This window comes from Streptomyces sp. NPDC020362 (assembly GCF_040642095.1).
Taxonomy (GTDB): domain Bacteria; phylum Actinomycetota; class Actinomycetes; order Streptomycetales; family Streptomycetaceae; genus Streptomyces.
This window is the reverse complement of the sequence record NZ_JBFAET010000088.1, coordinates 16,143-36,704: the sequence shown is the minus strand read 5'-3', so window position 1 is coordinate 36,704 and position 20,562 is coordinate 16,143. Positions and strand designations below refer to the sequence as shown.

At 71.7% G+C, this 20,562-nt stretch carries 11 protein-coding genes; 5 read left to right on the top strand and 6 right to left on the bottom strand.

What is annotated here, in order from left to right:
- The coding region (locus AB0H32_RS27390; protein WP_361125326.1) for a maltotransferase domain-containing protein at window positions 1-635 on the bottom strand (635 nt) is incomplete at its 3' end.
- Between the two features lie 358 nt (window positions 636-993).
- On the opposite strand from AB0H32_RS27390, the gene AB0H32_RS27385 reads away from it, so the two are divergent.
- On the top strand, window positions 994-3,612 hold the full coding sequence (locus AB0H32_RS27385; protein ID WP_361125323.1) for a glycosyltransferase family 1 protein: 2,619 nt from the start codon (window positions 994-996) through the stop codon (window positions 3,610-3,612).
- A 202-nt stretch (window positions 3,613-3,814) separates the two neighbouring features.
- Here the strand turns inward: AB0H32_RS27385 and AB0H32_RS27380 are convergent, their stop codons facing one another.
- The 3 genes from AB0H32_RS27380 to AB0H32_RS27370 form a co-directional block, all read right to left on the bottom strand.
- The gene (locus tag AB0H32_RS27380; RefSeq protein WP_361125321.1) at window positions 3,815-4,336 is read right to left on the bottom strand and encodes a DUF1990 domain-containing protein; all 522 of its coding nucleotides are present in this window, start codon (window positions 4,334-4,336) and stop codon (window positions 3,815-3,817) included.
- A 65-nt stretch (window positions 4,337-4,401) separates the two neighbouring features.
- Window positions 4,402-6,066 (bottom strand): M4 family metallopeptidase, encoded by a 1,665-nt coding sequence (locus AB0H32_RS27375; protein WP_361125319.1) that lies wholly within the window; start codon window positions 6,064-6,066, stop codon window positions 4,402-4,404.
- Window positions 6,067-6,338: 272 nt separating this feature from the next.
- Window positions 6,339-8,378: a M4 family metallopeptidase gene (locus AB0H32_RS27370; protein ID WP_361125317.1), complete on the bottom strand. Its 2,040-nt coding sequence runs from the start codon at window positions 8,376-8,378 to the stop codon at window positions 6,339-6,341.
- 405 nt (window positions 8,379-8,783) lie between these two features.
- On the opposite strand from AB0H32_RS27370, the gene AB0H32_RS27365 reads away from it, so the two are divergent.
- The gene (locus tag AB0H32_RS27365; RefSeq protein WP_361125315.1) at window positions 8,784-11,582 is read left to right on the top strand and encodes a galactose oxidase-like domain-containing protein; all 2,799 of its coding nucleotides are present in this window, start codon (window positions 8,784-8,786) and stop codon (window positions 11,580-11,582) included.
- A gap of 362 nt (window positions 11,583-11,944) precedes the next feature.
- A complete protein-coding gene (locus AB0H32_RS27360) occupies window positions 11,945-12,748 on the top strand; it encodes an alpha/beta hydrolase (protein ID WP_361125313.1) in 804 nt (267 codons plus the stop codon).
- A 167-nt stretch (window positions 12,749-12,915) separates the two neighbouring features.
- Here the strand turns inward: AB0H32_RS27360 and AB0H32_RS27355 are convergent, their stop codons facing one another.
- Window positions 12,916-14,769: an ABC transporter ATP-binding protein gene (locus AB0H32_RS27355; RefSeq protein WP_361125311.1), complete on the bottom strand. Its 1,854-nt coding sequence runs from the start codon at window positions 14,767-14,769 to the stop codon at window positions 12,916-12,918.
- Entirely contained in the window at window positions 14,766-16,628 is a 1,863-nt protein-coding gene (locus tag AB0H32_RS27350; RefSeq protein ID WP_361125309.1) for an ABC transporter ATP-binding protein, read from the bottom strand. Before AB0H32_RS27350 ends, AB0H32_RS27355 begins: the two co-directional genes overlap by 4 nt.
- Before the next feature lie 214 nt (window positions 16,629-16,842).
- Between AB0H32_RS27350 and AB0H32_RS27345 the strand changes: the two genes are divergently transcribed.
- Both AB0H32_RS27345 and AB0H32_RS27340 read left to right on the top strand, forming a co-directional pair.
- Window positions 16,843-18,675 carry an ABC transporter ATP-binding protein gene (locus tag AB0H32_RS27345; protein WP_361125307.1) on the top strand — a complete coding sequence of 611 codons (1,833 nt, stop codon included), beginning with the start codon at window positions 16,843-16,845 and terminating at the stop codon, window positions 18,673-18,675.
- Window positions 18,672-20,435 carry an ABC transporter ATP-binding protein gene (locus tag AB0H32_RS27340; protein ID WP_361125305.1) on the top strand — a complete coding sequence of 588 codons (1,764 nt, stop codon included), beginning with the start codon at window positions 18,672-18,674 and terminating at the stop codon, window positions 20,433-20,435. The genes AB0H32_RS27345 and AB0H32_RS27340 overlap by 4 nt, the downstream gene beginning before the upstream one ends.
- Window positions 20,436-20,562: the final 127 nt, after the last annotated feature.

The window sequence follows — 20,562 nt, the reverse complement described above, 5'->3', positions numbered from 1 at the left end:
AGCGCGGCCTTCAGCCGGTGGTGCACCGACAGCGAATCGTCACCGAGAGCCCGCGCGGCGGCCAGGACCGGCTCGCGCTGCGGTCCCTTGGGGACCCCCGCGGCTGCACGCTCGTACAGCCGAGCGCCCTCCTCCAGGACCGGACCGGTGTCGATGCCCGCCGGGATCTTGATCTGCGCGTGGTGCCGCCAGGTGGTGACCGGATCCGACCAGGCCTCCACCGTGTAGGTCCAGCGGCCGGGCGTGCTGGGCGTGACGGTGGCGCCCCAGCGGTCGGTTCCCGGGGCGAGTTCACGCATCGGCGTCCAGGGGCCCGCGCGCCCCTCGGGATCCCGCAGCACGACGTTCGCCGCGACGGCGTCGTGCCCCTCCCGGAACACGGTGGCCGACACCTCGAACGACTCGCCCGCCACGGCCTTGGCGGGCCTGCGCCCGTGCTGGACCACGGGGCGTACGTCGAGGACGGGGATACGGCCGACGGCGGTGCCGCCCGCGGCCGGGGCAGGACGCTGCCGGGGCGTGGCCGGATCGCGGTGGTTCTCCGCCCGCGCTCCCGGTTTTCTGCCCGAAATCGGCTGTCCGGCTGTCCTGCCGGGGGGCGTGGGCGCTGACGAGTGGTGGTGCGTGGCGGGCATGACCGCTCCTGTCCGCTTCAACGTGGGTGTGGGCGGAGGGATATGGGGAGGTGGGTCCTGCGGACGAGCTGTGGTGCTGCTGTGGGCGTACCGGAGGAGCCTTCCCACCCTATTCGGGTGGGCAATCCGGCACTTTGTTAACTACTCACGCGTACGTCTACGCACAAGACCGGCCCACTTTTCCAGGTTCCCGCAGGCTCCGTTCCCACGCCCCGCCGCCCCCGCGCCGTGCTCCTTTCACGCCCCGACACCCGTCCCGGTACGTCCCCACCGACCCCGCGGTAACCACTACCGTCGACATCGACGACGAGACGTACAGTGCTGTGCGTCTCACCCCGCAACGCGTCCGAGGTGGAAAGTGAAGGCGATCCGTCGGTTCACCGTCCGTCCCGTTCTCCCCGAACCCCTCCGGCCGCTGAGCGACCTGGCGCGCAATCTGCGCTGGTCCTGGCATGCGGAAACGCGCGACCTGTTCCAGTCCGTCGACCCCGAACGCTGGACCGCCGCCGAGGGCGACCCGGTGCGGCTGCTCGGCGGGGTACGCCCGGCCCGGCTTGCCGAGCTGGCCGGGGACCGGCGGTTCCTGCGCCGGCTGACCGCGGTCGCCGACGATCTCGACGACTATCTGTCCGGCGACCGCTGGTACCAGCACCAGGGCGACGGACTGCCCGCCGCCGTCGCCTACTTCTCCCCCGAGTTCGGCATCACGGCCGCACTGCCCCAGTACTCCGGCGGCCTCGGCATCCTGGCCGGCGACCATCTGAAGGCGGCCAGCGACCTCGGCGTCCCCCTGATCGGTGTCGGCCTGCTCTACCGGCACGGCTACTTCCGCCAGACCCTGTCCCGGGACGGCTGGCAGCAGGAGCACTACCCGGTGCTCGACCCGTACGAGCTGCCCGTCGGCCTGCTCAAGGAGGCCGACGGCACGCCGGCCGGGCTCTCCCTCGCCCTGCCCGGCGGCCGGGCGCTGCACGCCCGGATCTGGCTGGCCCAGGTGGGCCGGGTGCCCCTGCTCCTGCTCGACTCGGACGTGGAGGAGAACGACCTCGGCGAACGCGGGGTGACCGACCGGTTGTACGGCGGCGGCAGCGAGCACCGGCTGCTCCAGGAGATGCTGCTCGGGATAGGGGGTGTCCGAGCCGTGCGGACCTACTGCCGGCTCACCGGGCACGCGGAGCCCGAGGTGTTCCACACCAACGAGGGACACGCCGGCTTCCTCGGTCTGGAACGGATCGCCGAACTGTGCGACACGGGCCTGGACTTCCCATCGGCGCTGGAGGCCGTACGGGCCGGGACCGTGTTCACCACCCACACCCCGGTCCCGGCCGGCATCGACCGTTTCGACCGGGAGCTGGTCGCCCGGCACTTCGGGGCGAACGCCGAACTGCCGCGCATCGACGTCCAGCGGATCCTGGCGCTGGGCATGGAGACCTACCCGGGAGGCGAGCCGAACCTGTTCAACATGGCCGTGATGGGGCTCAGGCTGGCCCAGCGGGCGAACGGGGTCTCGCTGCTGCACGGGCAGGTCAGCCGGGAGATGTTCGCGGGACTCTGGCCGGGATTCGACGCCGCGGAGGTGCCGATCACCTCGGTCACCAACGGGGTGCACGCCCCGACCTGGGTCGCCCCGGAGGTGCTCAGGCTGGGCGCCCGGGAGGTCGGCGCCGAGCGGGCCGAGGACGCGCTGACCGTCGGCGGTTCCGAGCGCTGGGACTCGGTCGAGGACATCGCGGACCAGGAGATCTGGGAGCTGCGCCGCACCCTGCGCGAACAGCTGGTGCTGGAGGTGCGGGACCGGCTGCGCGCCTCCTGGCGGCAGCGCGGCGCCGGGAACGCGGAGCTGGGCTGGATCGACGGCGTGCTCGATCCCGACGTCCTGACCATCGGGTTCGCCCGCCGCGTCCCGTCGTACAAGCGGCTCACGCTGATGCTGCGGGACCGCGACCGGCTGATGGAGCTGCTGCTGCACCCGGAGCGGCCGGTCCAGATCGTCGTCGCGGGCAAGGCGCATCCGGCGGACGACGGCGGGAAGCGGCTGGTGCAGGAGCTGGTGCGGTTCACCGACGACCCGCGGGTGCGCCACCGCATCGTCTTCCTGCCCGACTACGGCATGGGGATGGCACAGAAGCTCTACCCGGGCTGTGACGTCTGGCTCAACAACCCGCTGCGCCCGCTGGAGGCCTGCGGCACCTCGGGGATGAAGGCCGCGCTCAACGGCTGCCTCAACCTCTCCGTGCTGGACGGCTGGTGGGACGAATGGTTCAAGCCGGACTTCGGCTGGGCCATCCCCACGGCGGACGGCGCGGCCACCGACACGGACCGGCGTGACGACATCGAGGCGGCGGCCCTCTACGACCTCCTCGAACAGCGGGTGACCCCGCGCTTCTACGAGCGCGGCCGGGCCGGGCTGCCCGACCGCTGGATCGAGATGGTCCGCCGCACGCTCTCGCTGCTCGGCCCGAAGGTGCTGGCCGGCCGCATGGTCCGGGATTACGTCGACCGGCTGTACGCGCCCGCCGCCCTGTCCCACCGCGCGCTGACCCCCGAGACGGCCACGGAACTGGCCGCCTGGAAGGCCAGGGTGCGCGCCGCGTGGTCCGGCGTGAGTGTCGACCACGTCGAGACGACGGCCCAGGCGGCCACCGCGGAACTCGGCACGACCGTGGGTCTCAGGGTGCGGGTGGGGCTGGGCGAGCTGACCCCGGACGACGTCGAGGTGCAGGCGGTCTCGGGCCGGGTCGACGCCGAGGACCGCATCACCGACGCCACGACGGTCCCGCTGAAGCCCACCGGCGCCCCCGACCTGGAGGGCCGCCGCCTCTACGAGGGCCCCCTCTCCCTGGACCGCACCGGCCCCTACGGCTACACGGTCCGCATCCTGCCGGCGCACCCCCTCCTCGCGTCGAGCGTGGAACTGGGGCTGGTGGCGGTGCCGTCGGAGGAGACGGCGGAGGGGGCGGGGGTGCTGATGCGGTAGGGGATGCGCGAGGGGCGGCGCGGGGCAGCGCCTCGCACCGCCCTACGGCGCGATCGGGCGGGCCGGGCCGAAGCGTCCGTTCCCCGGAGAGAGCCGGGGAGTACAGCCGCCAGAGCGTCGCGAGCAGCACCGGTGCCGGCCGCACGCCCGGTGCCGTCGGCCGCGTCGCCGGACCGTGCTGCGAGCCCGCCCCGGTCGGGTCTCATTCCTCCGACAGCCCCGCGCACAGTCGCTTCAGCACCGCCCCGCACCGGCGGGCGTACGCGTGCTGCAGGCCCCGCGTCGCCGCCCCGCCCGCGCGGGCGTACCACTTCTGGGCGCGGCTGAAGGCGGCCACGGTCAGCCAGACCGTGCCGTCGCCCGTGCGGTCGACCACGAAGGCCTCCTCGCCGCACTCGGGGTGGCCTTCCAGGGTGCCGTAGGCCCAGCCGGCTCTGCGGCCCTCCGTCACCGTCCAGATGATGCGGCAGGGGGCCTTGATCAGGCCGGCGAGGGTGACCGTGACGTCCACGCCCGGGGCCGCCCGGTCGGCGGTGGCGTCGATGCCCACGCCGAGGGCGCGGTGCATCTCCCAGGTGAGGACCGCCTCGGCGGCCCGGTCGAAGACCTTGTGGCCCTCGCCGAGGCGTGTGCGCACGAGCAGAGGGCGGAAGCCGGGCGGGCAGTGGGCCAGATCGTCGCGGGTCACGCCGACCGGTTCGTAGGTGAAGGACGCCTGGGACATGGGTCACAAGCGTAGGGCGGTACCCCGGGCGCGTTCCGCCGGGGTACCGCCTGTCAGCCGTTCGGTCAGCTGGTGACGTTGACCGCGGTCCAGGCCGCCTTCACCGTCGAGTACTCGGTGCTGCCGGAGCCGTACAGGTCCGACGCCGCGCTCAGGGTCGCCGCGCGGGCGTCCGAGTAGTCGGTCGTCGACGTCATGTACTCGGTCAGCGCCTTGTACCAGATCTGCAGCGCCTTGGCGCGACCGATGCCGGTCACCGTCGAGCCGTTCTTCGTCGGGGAGTTGTAGCTCACACCGTTGATCGTCTTCGCACCGCTGCCCTCCGACAGCAGGTAGAAGAAGTGGTTCGCCACACCCGACGAGTAGTGGACGTCCAGGTCGCCGACGGACGAGGACCAGTAGTCCGCCGAGCCGCCGTCCTTGCTGGGCTTGTCCATGTAGCGCAGCGGGGTGCCGTCGCCGTTGATGTTGATCTTCTCGCCGATGAGGTAGTCACCGGGGTCCTTGGCGTTGTTGGCGTAGAACTCCACGCCCGTGCCGAAGATGTCCGAGGTGGCCTCGTTCAGGCCGCCGGACTCACCGCTGTAGTCCAGGCCGGCGGTGTTGGCGGTGACACCGTGGCTCATCTCGTGACCGGCCACGTCGAGCGAGGTCAGCGGGTCGGTGTTGCCCTCACCGTCGCCGTAGGTCATGCAGAAGCAGCTGTCGTCCCAGAAGGCGTTCACGTACGCGTTGCCGTAGTGGACGCGGGAGTAGGCGCCGACACCGTTGTTCTTGATGCCGCTGCGGCCGAAGGTGCTCTTGTAGAAGTCCCAGGTCTCCTGCGCACCGTAGGCGGCGTCGGCGGCGGCCGTCTGGTCGCTGGAGGAGCTGGATGCGGTGCCGGTGCCGAAGCTGTTGGTCGAGCTGCTGACCAGGGTGCCCTTGCCGGACGTCTTGCGGGCCAGGTTGTAGGTCTTGTGACCGCCCCGGGAGGCGTCGGTCAGGTTGTACGACGAGCCCGACTGGGTCGTGGTGAGGCTGACGGTGCCCGAGTACAGCGTCTTGCCGGTGCCGGTCGCGTTCTCGATGCCCTGGCGCTCGAAGAGCTTCTTGCCGGTGGCGGCGTCGGTGATGACGTGCAGCTGGTTCGGGGTGCCGTCGTCCTGGAGGCCGCCGACGACCGTCTCGTAGGCGAGGACGGGCTTGCCGGAGCCGGCCCAGATCACCTTGCGCGCGCCGTCCGCGGACGTCTTGGCGGAGCCCAGGGTCCTGGCGGCGCTCACGGCCTGCTTCGCGGCCTTGGCGGCGGTGATCTGCGGCTTGAGCGAGGCCACCTTGATGGCCGACTTGGTGGCCTTGGTGACGCCCTCGGTTCTGCCGGACCTGGCGGTGTGGACGACCAGGTCGCCGCCGAGGACCGGCAGGCCCGCGTAGGTGCGCTCGTAGCGGGTGTGGACGGTGCCGTCTGCGTCCTTGGCGACGTCCTTGACGACGAGCTTCTCCTTGGCGCCGAGGCCGATCTGCCGCGCGGTGCCTGCGGCGTCGGCCTCGGCCTTCTGTATCAGGGTGGTGCGGGCAGCGGCGGACAGCGCGGCCGGGGCGGCAGTCAGCGGCTTGGCGGCTGCGGACCCGGCCGGGGTCTGGGCGCTGGCGCTGGTGGCCAGACCGGTGGAAATGAGGGCTCCGGCGGCGACAGCGGTGGCGATGGCCAGAGTGGCGCGCTTGTGACGCGCGTAGAGGGGGCTCACGAAAGCTCCTTCTGGTGGGGGAGACCGGGCAGTGTGGGGTTACTGGCCGGTGAGTATGGCGTTGTCAAATTGCTGTGCTGCTGCGGCGGGTGAGGGAACTGTGACATCGAGGGCGCGTACATGTCATGACCCTGAAGTGATGTTGGCCGAAAACCGACAGTCGGGCGAATATTTCAGGGATGTGGCCCCACGTTTCGGGTGTGTGAACGGGCGCCGCCCGAGGGTGTCGAACCCTCCGACGGCGCCCTGTTCCCGAACCGGTTGCCTGCGGTTTACGGGAACGTCAGCTTCCAGCTGTTGATGGTTCCGACGTCCTGCGCCGCCTGGTCCTGGACCTTCAACTTCCAGGTTCCGTTGGCCGTTTGGGAGGAGGCGTTGACCGTGAAGGTCTGCTTCACGTTGTCCGCCGAGTCGGACGAGGAGAAGTTCTTCAGGCGGTAGGAGGTGCCCGACGGACCGACGAGATCGATCACCAGGTCACCCCGCCAGGTGTGCGTGATGTCGACGCTCACCTGAAGATTGCTTGGCGCATTTCCGCTCCTGCCGGAGACGGTGATCGCCGAGGTCACCGCGGGCCCGTTGTCCGGGATCGACACCGGGGTGGTGTTCTCGTACGACGAACCGCCGCCGCCACCGCCGCCGGAGCGGGAGCCGACGTTGACGGCCGCCCAGGCGTCCTGCACCGCCTTGTACTCGGCGCTGGAGGTGCCGTACAGCTCGCCCGCCGCCGCGAGGGTGCCGGTACGAGCGGCCGCGTAGTTGGTGGTGGACGTCCACTTGGTGGTCAGCGCCCGGTACCAGATCTGCAGCGCCTTGTCCCGGCCGATGCCGGTGACCGGGAGGCCGTCCGACGTCGGCGAGTTGTAGCTGACGCCGTTGATGACCTTGGCGCCGCTGCCCTCGCTGAGCAGGTAGAAGAAGTGGTTGGCCACGCCCGACGAGTAGTGCACGTCGAGGTTGCCGACGCCCGAGTACCAGGAGTCGGCGGAGCCGCCGTCCTTGCTGGGCTTGTCCATGTAGCGCAGCGGGGTGCCGTCGCCGTTGATGTCGATCTTCTCGCCGATGAGGTAGTCGCCGACGTCCGTGCTGTTGTTGGCGTAGAACTCCACGCCGGTGCCCATGATGTCGCTGGTGGCCTCGTTCAGGCCGCCGGACTCGTCGCTGTACTCCAGGCCCGCGGTGTTGGAGGTGACGCCGTGGCTCATCTCGTGGCCCGCGACGTCCAGCGCGGTCAGCGGGTCGTTGTTGCCGGAGCCGTCGCCGTAGGTCATGCAGAAGCAGCTGTCGTCCCAGAAGGCGTTCACGTACGCGTTGCCGTAGTGGACGCGGGAGTAGGCGCCGACGCCGTCGTTCTTGATGCCGCTGCGGCCGAAGGTGTTCTTGTAGAAGTCCCAGGTCTCCGCCGCACCGTAGTGCGCGTCCGCGCCCGCGGTCGCCGCGTTGGACGTGGTGCCGTTGCCCCAGGTGTCGTTGGTCTGGGAGAACAGCGTGCCGGTGCCCGAGGAGCCGTGGTTCAGGTTGTACGTCTTGTGGCCGCCGCGCGCCCCGTCGGTCAGCGTGTAGTTCGACCCCGACTGGGTCGTGGTCAGCGACACCTGGCCGCTGTACTGGGTGTTTCCGATGCCGGTCCTGATGCCCTGGTACTCGAAGAGCTTCTTGCCGGTGGCGGCGTCGGTGATGACGTGCAGCTGGTTCGGGGTGCCGTCGTCCTGGAGGCCGCCGACCACGGTCTCGAAGGCGAGGACGGGCTTGCCGGAGCCGGCCCAGATCACCTTGCGCACGCTGTCCGCGGACGACTTGGTGCTGCCGAGGGCCTTGGCGCGCTGCACGGCCTGCTTCTCGGCGGCCGACTTCGTCACGGCAGGGGTGAGGCCGGCGACGCTCAGAGTGGCGTTGCTTGCCTTGATGACGCTCTTGGTCGCGCCCGACTTGGCGGTGTCGACGATGAGGTCGCCGCCGAGCACCGGAAGACCCGCGTACGTCCGCTCGTAGCGGGTGTGCACGGTGCCGTCGGCGTCCTTGACGACGTCCTTGACGGCCAGCCGCTCCTTGCTGCCGAGGCCGATCGCCTTGGCCGTGGCGGCCTTTTCGGCGTCGGCGTGGCGTATCAGCTCGGTGCGCTGCGAGGGCGAGAGCTTGAGCGCCATGTGGGCGGGGTCGGCCTTGCCGGCCTGCGGCTTCGCCGGGGTGGCGGACGCAGCGCCGGACTGGACGGCCGCGGCGATCAGGGCGGCGACGCCCGCGAGGGCGACGGTGGCGGTGCGGCGACGCGTGGTGTGGGAGGTGCGTCTGCGAGAGGTGCTACTCAACACTGACTCCTTCTGCGTGACCGCGGGTCGCGCGGCCAGGGGAGACCGGACGGTGGGTTGGGACGTCCGGGCAGAACAGGGCGTTACGCGGAACCACGTGCAGGTGCAGGACCGGCTCACGCGGAGCAAGTGTGGGGTTGCTGTGAGTCGGCCGTGGGAAGAGTGGCAGGGGATCACGGTATCTGTCAGGACCGCGTCATAAAGTTGGCTGGAAATGGTTCGTTGACCGGATGTTCATGTTCGGTATGCGGACTGTTGGTGATCCTCGGCGTGCAGTGGTGCACGCCGCACGCCGGCGCACGACCACCTGCCCCCGGGCCCCCTCGGCGCCGCTGCCGGGGCGGCGCCCCACCGGCACACAATGAGGCGTTGCCCATGGAAGGCGATGACATCAACGGGGGTGCTGCGATGAGCAGTTGGGTGTACGTCGGCGGCGGATCGGGGCCGAACGGGACCGGGGGAGCGGCACAGGTGCTCGCGGTGCACGCGGCCCTGCTGCCGGTGGGACAGCAGGGCCGGGTCCTCTATTTCTCGGGCAGCCAGTGGGTGGAGGCCCCCGTGTGGGAGGCCATCGAGAACGAGCCGAACCCGGTGGCCGATTCCCGCTATCCGGCGGGGAAGGCCCAGATCGATCACACCAGGCTGTACGACTGCGCGACACGACAGGTGTCCAATCCGGGCTCCCCGGACGCCGACCTGTTCTGCAGCGGCCACGCCTTCCGGCCGGACGGGCGGCTGGTCGTCGCGGGCGGTACGCAGCACTGGCCCGACCCCGCCGAAGGCGACCCGCACCACGCCCACTGGAGCGGCACGCGTGCCAGCTGGCTGTTCGACCACACGGCGCAGTTCCGGGCCCGGCCCGGAGCGGCCGTCACGGCACTCTGGCACGGCGACCGGCACCTGGACCTCTTCGCCACCGGCACGGACGGGGCGGTGTGGAGCGCCTGGTGGGAGCCGGGCACCGGCTGGGTGCCGTGGTTCCAGATCCAGCCCAGGGTACGGATGCAGCCGGGGGCGACGGTCACCGCGCTGTGGCGGAACGCCGGCCACCTGGACCTGCTTGCCACCGGCACGGACGGGGCGGTCTGGAGCACCTGGTGGGAGGCGGGACCGGGCTGGCAGCCGTGGTTCCTCGTCCGTCCCGAGGTCAGGATGCAGCCCGGCGCCACCGTCACCGCCCTCTGGCACGGCGACCAGCACCTCGACCTCTTCGCCACCGGCACCGACGGGGCGGTCTGGAGCACCTGGTGGGACCCCGCCGGCGGCTGGCGGCCCTGGTTCCTCATCCATCCCGAGGTGAAGATGCGGCCGGGGGCGACGGTGACCGCGCTGTGGCGGAACGCCGATCACCTGGATCTGTTCGTCACGGGGACGGACGGGGCGGTGTGGAGCGCCTGGTGGGAGCCGGGGCCGGGCTGGCAGCGGTGGTTCTTGATCCATCCCGAGGTGAAGATGCAGCCGGGAGCGACGGTGACCGCGCTGTGGCGGAACGGCGATCACCTGGATCTCTTTGCCACCGGCACGGACGGGGCGGTCTGGAGCGCCTGGTGGGAGCCGGGGCCGGGCTGGCAGCGGTGGTTCTTGATCCATCCCGAGGTGAAGATGCGGCCGGGGGCGACGGTGACCGCGCTGTGGCGGAACGCCGGTCATCTGGATCTGTTTGCCATGGGGACGGACGGGGCGGTGTGGAGTGCTTGGTGGGAGCCGGGGCCGGGCTGGCAGCCGTGGTTCCTCGTCCATCCCGAGGTCAGGATGCAGCCCGGCGCCACCGTCACCGCCCTCTGGCACGGCGACCAGCACCTCGACCTCTTCGCCACCGGCACCGACGGAGCGGTCTGGAGCACCTGGTGGGAGCCCGGACCCGGCTGGCAGGCCTGGTTCCTCATCCTGAACGGGCAGTTCTGGGTGTACGCGGGATCCCTGAGCAGGGATCCGGCCCAGCGCGGGGCGGGCGCACCCATGGGCGGCGGCCGGTGGTATCCCACACTGGTGACCCTGGCCGACGGCGGTGTCCTCGCGCTCACGGGACACCCGCTGATCGGCCAGTACGGGGACCGCTACTACGACTACGACGAGCGGCACAACAACACCAAGCCGGAGATCCACCACCAGCAGAGCAACTCCTGGCAGGGCGTGGACAAACAGCTCGGGGTGAGCGGCGCCCACGACTACGCGGTCTACTACCCGCGGCTGCATGTGCTGCCGCACACCGGTGAAGTCTTCGTCGTACAGCCCCTCTACAGCCGGCTCGTGACCACCAACCCCCAGTCGGGCAACCTGTATTCGGCGAACCCGGACGACACCTCGCCGCCCTACGCGGTGGACGTCATGGACAAGAGCCTGTGCTACGACGCCGGGGCCCGGCAGGTCACCCGCGCGTTCACCGGGCCGCAGGCCATCGACGGGATGTACCTGGACCGCTTCTTCACGAGCCAGCCCACCACCTCCGTGCTGCTGCCGCTGCACCACGAGGAGAACTACCGCCCACGGGTGCTGGCCTGCGGTGCCCAGCAGGCCGTCGTCACCGACCTGGGGGCCGCCGATCCGCACTGGGCGCCCACGGCGGCGCGCGCCCTGACCGACCCGGCCTCGGGCCGGCCACCGGTGCGCCACTTCTGCACCGCCACCCTTCTGCCGACCGGGGACGTGCTCGTCTCCGGGGGCGTCACCAAAGAGGTGTACAAGGAGACCGACGGCGTCCGCACGGCCGAGCTGTACCACCCGTCGGCGTCCGGCGGCAGCTGGAGCACCGGCGCGGTCGCGGCCGAGACCCGCGGATACCACTCCGTCGCGCTCCTCACGCCCGACGGCCGTGTGTGGACGGCCGGCTCCGAGTTCAACGACACCTCGACCCCGAATCTGTCCATCGAGCTGTTCGAACCCGACTATGTGGCGGTCGCCGACCGGGTCACCATCAGGTCCGCACCGGGGGCCGTCGGCTACGGCCGGACCTTCCGTGTCGACTACACCCCGACCTCCACCGGCACGCCGATCGCGAGGGTCGTCCTCATGCGGTGCGGCTCCGTGACCCATTCCTTCGACGGCGACCAGCGGTATGTGAGCGTGCCCTTCACGGGTGCGGGCTCCTCGCTCACCGTCACCGCACCCCCGGACGGCACCGTGGCGCCCCCCGGCTTCTACATGCTCTGGCTCGTCGACAGCAACGGGCTGCCCTGCAGGACGGCGCCCTTCATCAGGCTCGGCTGAGCCCCCGGCCCAGCCCTGCCCGGTGGGCCAGGGCGGGTTCGTCCGGCGGATCACGCCGGATGCAGGGGTCGCGATTCCGTGAGCACTGGCTGGTGCGGAAACGCGGGGATCCGTGCTTGACGAGCAGTGGTGGCGTCGGCCGGCCGTGAGCAATCCGGCCCGGTGGGCGGTGATGGGTGGTCACCGTCCGTAGGGCGCGACTGCCAGGACCGAATCGGCGGGCGCGTGCGGTAGGGGCTTTTGGCCTCCGGCCCCCGCGGCCCGGAAACGGTTCTGTACGGGGCGGTGGAGTTGAGCCTGCCGGCCTTCGGCGTCGGTGGAATGCCGGTGCGCTGCAGGCAGAGCGGCGCAGAATTGCGCGCATGGCCGAGCTTGTCGCACCATCCGCTGATGGCACGCCCGTCACTGCTCTCGACAACGGCAGAGGGCCGACGCTGCTCCTCGTTCACGGGGGCGGTGGGGACGCCAGGTCCTGGGACGGCGTCATACGGTCGCTGACCGACGACTTCCGGGTCGTCAGGGTGACCCGTCGCGTCTATGTCCCGGGGGCGAGTGTCCCGCCGACGTACTCGATGGCCGTCGAGGCTGCGGACGTTCTGGCGGTCGCCGGACTCCTCGACCGGCCTGTGCTCCTGGTCGGGCACTCCTCGGGTGCGGTCGCCGCTTTGGAAGCCGCCTTGCTCGCGCCCGAGATGTTCGCAGGCTTGTTCCTCTACGAGCCGCCGATGCCCACCAGGTCGCTGGTCGGAGCGGAGGCGGCCCGGCGCGCCCGCGAGGCCCTCGCTGCAGGAGATCCGGGTGAGGCGATGCGGATCCACCTGCGTGACATCGTCCAACTCCCCGCGGAGTTGGTCGACACGCTGGTCGCGGATCCGAAGGCGCAGGCTGCGTTCGCTTCGAAGGCGGCAGGGCAGGTCGCCGACATCGACGCGCTCGATGCGCTCGGGGTCGGCGTCGACCGCTTCAGGCGGCTCGATGTGCCGACCACCCTGGTCGAGGGCGACATGAGCCCGGCCCACCTGCGGGAGCGACTGGCCGACTTGGCGGTCGCCCTGCCGAGGGCGCGGGTCCTCACACTCGCGGGCCAGGGACATGCTGCTCATCTCACAGCCCCTGGGGTACTGGCGGACACGATCCGGGAGGTGGCCGAGCGGGTGCTGTGCTGACTTCTGGCGCGCATGACGGTTGTGCCGAGAATGAAGATCGAAAAAGACCCGACAAGGATCGCTGCTGAACGTAGCCACTGCTGACGGGATCGCGGATGTGCCGATCCACTGCTGACGAACTGTCCTCACCGCCGACGGAGTTGCGGATCCTGGACACCGGACAGGCGCTAGGCCAGGCTGTCCCGCCAGGCCCGGTGCAGGTCCGCGAAGCGGCCCGTGCCCGCGATGAGTTCGTCCGGGTGACCGTCCTCGACGATCCGGCCGTGTTCCATGACCAGGACCCGGTCCGCGATCTCCACCGTGGACAGCCGGTGGGCGATCACCACGGCGGTGCGGCCCCGCAGCACCGTCGACATCGCCTGCTGCACGGCCCGTTCGCCCGGGATGTCCAGGGAGCTGGTCGCCTCGTCCAGGATCAGCACCGCCGGGTCCGCCAGCAACGCGCGGGCGAAGGCGACCAGCTGGCGCTGTCCGGCCGAGATGCGCCCGCCGCGTTTGCGGACGTCGGTGTCGTACCCGTTCGGCAGTGCGCTGATGAACTCGTGCGCGCCGATCGCCTTCGCGGCCCGCTCGATCTCCTCACGCGTGGCGTCGGGCCGTCCGATCGCGATGTTGTCCGCCACCGTGCCGGAGAACAGGAAGGCTTCCTGCGTCACCATGACCACACCCCGTCGCAGCTCGGGCACCGTCAGCTCGCGCAGGTCGACGCCGTCCAGCAGCACCCGGCCGTCGGAGGGGTCGTAGAACCGGGCGAGCAGCTTGGCCAGGGTCGACTTGCCCGCACCCGTGGAGCCGACCACCGCGACCGTCTGTCCGGCCGGGAGGGTCAGGTCGAAGCGGGCCAGCACCTCGCCGCCGGTGCGGTAGGCGAAGCGGACCCCGTCGAAGACGACCTCGCGCCCGGGCAACTCACCCTTTGACGGAGGCAGTTCGCGCGGCACCGACGGCTCCGGCACGGACGGCGTCTGGGCCAGCAGCCCGGCGATCTTCTCCAGGGAGGCGGCCGCCGACTGGTAGGAGTTGAGGAACATGCCCAGCCGGTCGATCGGGTCGTACAGCCGCCGCAGGTACAGCACCGCCGCCGCCAGCACGCCCAGCTCCAGCGAGCCGGACGCCACCCGGTGGGCACCCCACAGCACGATCGCCGCGACCGCCGTGTTGGCCACCAGCCGGGAGCCGACCACGTACCGGGCCATCTCCAGCATCGCGTCCCCGTTGGTCCGCTCGTGCCGCCGGTTCAGCACGGCGAACTCGGCGTCGTTCGCGGCCTCCCGGCGGAAGGCGCGCACCGGCCGGATGCCGTTCATCGTCTCCACGAACTTCACGATCACCGCCGCGATCGCCGTGGACCGTACGCGAAAGACGCGGCCCGCACGTCGCTGGTAGAGCCGGACGAGCAGGTACAGCGGCACGAAGGAGGCCACCGCGACCGCGCCGAGGCCCAGATCCAGCCAGAGCAGCATCGCCGAGATGTAGACGAAGGACAGGACGACGGTCACCAGCTCCTGGAGTCCCTCGTCGAGGAGCTCGCGCAGCGACTCGACGTCCGTCGTGGAACGGGAGATCAGCCGGCCCGAGGTGTACCGCTCGTGGAAGTCGATGCTCAGCGCCTGCGCGTGCCGGAAGATCCGGCCCCTGAGGTCCAGCAGCACGTCCTGGCTGACCCGGGCGGACGCCTCGATGAACGCGAACTGCAGCCCGCCGGAGACCAGCGCGGACAGCAGATAACCGACGGCCACCGCGATCAGCGGCCCCCGGTCGTGGTCCCGCAGCGCCGGTACGGCGTTGTCGATGGCGTACGCCACCAGCAGCGGGCCCGCCTGCACGGCCGCCTGCTGGAGCAGCAGAAGCAGAGTGGTGACGGCGACCGGTGCCCTCATGGGGGCGAGCAGCGAGCGCAGCAGGACGGCCGTGGCACCGGGCGGGACGGGCAGGACGTCCTGGTCGAACGGGTCGCCGGCGTCCTTGCGGGGTGGCCGGTCGTCGTCCGTGGCGGGGGTGGCGGTCGTGGTGGTGGTCATCGGGTGCCCTCGTCTTCCCCCGGTTCGCCGGACATCAGGTGGGCGTACTCGGCGTTGGTGCGCAGCAGTTCCTGGTGGGTGCCGACGGCGGTGATCCGGCCTCCCGACAGCAGGGCGACGCGGTCGGCCAGCAGTACCGTGGAGGGCCGGTGGGCCACGATCAGCGCGGTGGTGTCGGCGAGGACCAGGCGCAGCGCGGCCTCGACGGCGGCCTCCGTGTGCACGTCCAGGGCGGACAGCGGGTCGTCCAGCACCAGGAACTCCGGGCGGCCGACGACCGCACGGGCCAGCGCGAGGCGCTGGCGCTGGCCGCCGGACAGGCTCAGCCCCTGTTCGCCGACCCGGGTGTCGGTGCTCTGCGGGAGCGCGTGGGCGAACTCGGCCTGCGCGACGGCAAGCGCCCGGTCCAGCTCGGCCTTTCCGGCGCCGTCCGCGGCTCCCATCAGCACGTTCTCGCCGACGCTCGCCGAGAAGAGGGTCGGTTCCTCGAAGGCGACCGCGACCTTGGTGCGCAGCTCTTCGCGGGACATGGCGGTGATGTCCAGGCCGTTCAGGGTGATGCGGCCGCAGGTGGCCTCGTGCAGACGGGGGACGAGTGCGGTGAGGGTCGTCTTTCCGCTGCCGGTGGCTCCGACGAGGGCCATGGACTCGCCGGGGCGTATGTGGAGGTCGATGTGGCTGAGGAGCGGCGGGGAGCCGGGCGGGGCGTCGGGGTAGCGGAACTGGACGTTCTCGAAACGGAGTCCCTGTTCGGCTGCGGGCACTTGTGCCGCGCCAGGGGCACGGCCGCCCGCGTCCGCGGCAGCACCCGCGATCGCGGCACCACCTGCGGCCGCGGCAGCACCCGCGGACGCGGGCATCCCGTCCTCCGGCTCCTCGTCCAGCACCTCGAAGTACCGCTCCGTGGCGGTCGCCGCCTCCTGGCTCATCGCCAGCAGGAAGCCGATCGAGTCCACCGGCCAGCGCAGCGCAAGCGCCGTGCTCAGGAAGGCGACCAGCGTGCCCGTCGACAGCTCGCCGTCGGCCACCCGCACCACGCCCAGCACCAGCGCCGCTCCGATCGCCACCTCCGGAAGGGTCACGATGACGGCCCATATGGTCGCCAGCAACCGTGCCTTGCGCAGCTCCGTGCCGCGCAGGGTGCCCGACAGCTCCCGGAACGCCCGCGCCTGGCTGCGGTGCCGTCCGAAGCCCTTGACGATACGGATGCCGAGCACGCTCTCCTCGACGACCGTCGTCAGATCGCCGACCTGGTCCTGTGCGCGCCGTGCCACCTCGGCGTAGCGCCGCTCGAAGACCACGCACGTCCACATCACCGGGACGGCGGGCCCGAGGATGACCAGCCCGAGCACCCAGTCCTGCATCAGCATGATCACCACGCCGACGAGGATTGTCACCCCGTTGACCAGCAGGAAGGTCAGCGGGAAGGCGAGGAACATGCGCAGCAGCATCAGGTCGGTCGTGCCCCGGGAGAGCAACTGGCCGGAAGCCCACCGGTCGTGGAAGGACACCGGGAGCCGTTGCAGACGGCTGTACAGGCCCGCCCGCATCTCCGCCTCCACATAGGAGAGCGGCCGGGCCACCAGCCAGCGCCGTATCCCGAACAGGACCGCCTCGGCGAGACCGAGCAGCAGCAGGTACAGCGCGCCGAGCCACACCCCGGCCGGGTCCCGGTCGGCGACCGGCCCGTCCACCATCCACTTCAGGACGAGCGGGATCACCAGTCCGGTACAGGAGGCGACGATCGCGACGAACGCGGCCGTGAACAGCCGGGCGCGCACGGGACGGACGTACGGCCACAGCCTCGAAAGGGTGCGTACGGCGGAGCGGTCCTTGGCGGTTGCACGTGTCGTGGGCATCATCGCGAGCGTACGGATCCGCACGGACGACGCCCACCGAGTTTCGGCCGGACACCGCTCGGCCGTTGGTCCTACGACCTGCGTGTTCGACGGGCCGTACGCTTTCGGCGCAGGGCATATTCGATGGAGCGGACACCCCCGCCCTCGGTACGTTCGAGGTCGCCGGGGCGGCCCGCGGCGTCGGCGCGGTGGGGCCGGGCGGATCGGGGGCGGGATGATCGACGCGTACGAGGAGCCGGGTACGCCGGACACCCGGGGCGGCTGGCACTACCTGTGGTGGCTGGTGCTGCGCCAGCCGGGCCGGTCGGCGGCGGGAGCGCTGCTGGGCAGTGTGTGGCTGGTGCTCATGGCCGCGCAGCCGTACATGATGGCGCGGGCCGTGGACGACGGGCTGGTGCCGGGGCGGCTGGGCGTGCTGGCCTGGTGGACGGCCGCGATGTTCGGGCTCGGGGCGCTGAACGCCTGGGTGAGCATCATGCGGCACCGCACCATGACCCGGGTCCGGATGGACGCCAACTTCCGTACGGTCAAGCTGGTCGTCGGGCACGCGGCCCGGCTGGGTGCGGTGCTGTCGCGCCGGGCCGGGGCCGGGGAGGTCGTCACCATCGGGGTCGGCGACGTGCAGATTCTCGCCCAGGCGCTGACCGTGGTCGGGCCCGGTGTGGGCTCGCTCGTGGTGTATCTGGTGGTGGCCGGGCTGCTGCTGGCCATCTCCGCGCAGCTGGCCGCGGTGGTGCTGCTCGGAGTGCCGGTGATCGCCCTGCTCACCGGGCCGGTGACGCTGCGGCTGCAGGGTGCGGAGAGCGAGTACCGGCAACGGCAGGGCGTGCTGACGGCGCGCATCGGCGATCTGGCGGGCGGACTGCGCGTCCTCAACGGGCTGGGCGGCAAGGGGCTGTTCGCCGACGCCTTCCGGACGGACTCGCAGCGGCTGCGTGCGCAGGGCTACCGGGTGGGCGCGGCGGCCAGCTGGGTGCAGGCGCTCGGGGTGGGCCTGCCCACGCTGTTCCTGGCCGTGGTGACCTGGCTGGCGGCCCGGCTGGTGGCCCAAGGGTCCATCACGGTGGGCGAGTTGGTGTCCGTGTACGGCTATGCGGCGGTGCTGATCGGCCCGGTGTCCTTCATCGTGGAAATGGCCTACGAGCTGAACCGGGGAGTGGTGGCAGCCCGCCGGGTCGTGGGGCTGCTGCGGCTGGCGCCGGAGCAGGACGAGGGCCGGCTGCCCGCGCCGGACGGGCCGGCCGAGCTGCACGACCCGGTCTCCGGGGTGCGGGCGGCGCCGGGCCGGCTGGTGGCGCTGGCGGCCGCCCGCCCCGCCGAGGCCGTCGCCGTCATCGACCGCCTCGGCCGCTTCGGTCCCACCGACGCCACCTGGGGCGGGGTACGGCTGGACGCGGTCCCGCTGGACGACGTGCGGGCCCGGATCCTGGTCGCCGACAACGAGGCGGACCTGTTCGCCGGACCGCTGAGGGAGGTCGTCTCCGCCGAACACGCGGCCGGGGAGGCCGCTGTGCGGCGGGCGGTGCACGCGGCCGCCGCCGAGGACGTCGTACGCGGGCTGCCGGAGGGTCTCGACTCGCCGGTGGCGGGGCAGGGCCGCAGCCTGTCCGGCGGGCAGCGGCAGCGGATCCGGCTGGTACGTGCACTGCTGGCCGACCCCGAGGTGCTGCTCGCCGTGGAGCCGACCTCGGCACTGGACGCACACACCGAGGCCACGGTCGCCGAACGGCTGCGGGAGGCGCGAAGGGGCCGTACGACGGTGGTGACGAGCACCTCGCCGCTGGTGCTGGACCGTGTGGACACGGTGCTGTTCCTGGCCGACGGCAAGGTGGTGGCGAGCGGGCCGCACCGGCGGCTGCTCGCCCGGGAGCCCGGCTACCGGGCGCTGGTCGCCCGGGACGTCGAGGACGCCGAGGGCGCCGAGGACGCAGAAGCAGCCGAGGACGCCGCGGGTCCGGAGGACACCGGGAACGCAGAGAACACCGAGAACACCGAGAACACCGAGAACGCAGACGACGACGCGAGCGCGGAGGGGGCCGTACGGTGACGGCGGACAGGGGACTGCTGCCGGTCGCGGACCGGTCGCGGGTGCGGCGGGCGGCCGTGCGGCTGGTGCGGGCCGACGGGCGGGCGTTCGCCGCCGCCCTGGTGCTCAACGCGCTGGCGGCCGCGGCGGGGCTTGGCGGGCCCTGGCTCGTCGGACGGATCGTCGACGAGGTACGGGCGGGCCGCGGGGTCGGTGCGGTGGACCGGCTGGCGCTGTGGATCCTGCTCTGCGCGCTGGCCCAGCTGCTGCTGGCGCGCTGGGCACGCTATGTCGGATACCGGTTCGGGGAGCGGACGCTGGCCCGGGTGCGGGAGGAGTACGTCGACCGGGTGCTGGCGCTGCCCGCGTCGACCGTGGAGCGGGCCGGCACCGGCGACCTGACCGCGCGGGGCACGGCCGATGTGGCGGTCGTCGGCACGACGCTGCGGGACATCGGCCCGGAACTGCTGGTGTACACCGTGCAGGCACTGTTCGTGCTCGGCGCGGTGTTCGCGCTGAACCCGCTGCTGGGACTGTTCGGCGTACTGGGCCTCACGCCGATCTGGCTGGCGCTGCGCTGGTACCTGCGGCGGGCCCGGGACGGATACCTCGCCGAGGGCGCGGCCACCTCCGAGGTCGCCGAGATCGTGGCGGCGACGGCGGCCGGAGCGCGGACGGTCGAGGCCTTCCGGCTCCGGCGACGGCGGATCACCGCGAGCCGGGACACGCTGGAGAGGTCCCGCCGGACCCGCTTCTACACGCTGCGCCTGCGGAGCGTGTTCTTCCCGGCGGTCGAGGTGACGTACACCGTCCCCGTGGTGGGTGTGCTGCTGGTCGGCGGATGGCTGCACGAGCGCGGTGTGGTGGGCGTGGGCGCGGTGGTGGCCGCGGCGCTGTATCTGCGTCAGTTCACCGAGCCGCTGGACCAGATCCTGATGCGGGTGGAACAACTGCAGAGCAGCAGCGCCTCGTTCGCCCGGGTGGAGGGGCTCGCGCAGGCGCCGCGGGCCGCGGCGGACGGCGGCTGCCCGGAGCCCGCGGACGACCGGATCGACGTGCGCGGGGTGCGCTACGCCTACGAGCGCGGCGGCGAGGTGCTGCGCGGAGTGGACCTGACGGTACGGCCCGGGGAGCGGCTCGCGGTGGTGGGCCCGTCCGGGGCCGGCAAGACCACTCTGAGCAGGCTCCTCGCGGGCATCGACACACCGGGGGCGGGCACGGTGACGGTGGGCGGGGTCCCGGTCGCGGCGCTGGAGCCGGAACGGCTGCGCCGGCAGGTCGTCCTGGTCACCCAGGAGCACCACGTCTTCCTCGGTACGGTCCGCGACAACCTCCGTATCGCCGAACCGGCGGCCGGGGACGCCGACTTGTGGGCGGCTCTGACGGCGGTGGGCGCCGACGACTGGGTGCGCGGCCTGTCGGGCGGTCTGGACGCCCGCCTCGGGCCGCACGCCCATCCCACCGACGGCTCCCAGGCCCAGCAACTGGCCCTGGCGCGAGTCGTTCTGGCGGATCCTCACACGCTGATCCTCGACGAGGCCACGGCCCTCCTCGATCCCACCACCGCCCGCCACACCGAACGGGCGCTGGCCGCGGTCCTGGAGTCCCGCACGGTCATCGCCATCGCCCACCGCCTGCACACGGCCCACGACGCGGACCGGGTGGCGGTCATGGAGGACGGCCTCCTGACGGAACTGGGCACCCACGGGGACCTGGTGGCGGAGGGCGGGGCCTACGCGGCGCTGTGGCGGACGTGGCACGGCGACGGTGCCGATTCCTGAGCAAGGCCACCGCACCCGAACTTGTCCTGGTCTCCGGCGCATTCGCGGCTCCGCGCCGGACCGGGGGAATCCCTGAGGATCGGTGACGGTCCGTCACACCCATCCGGTCACGAAGATCACAGAACCG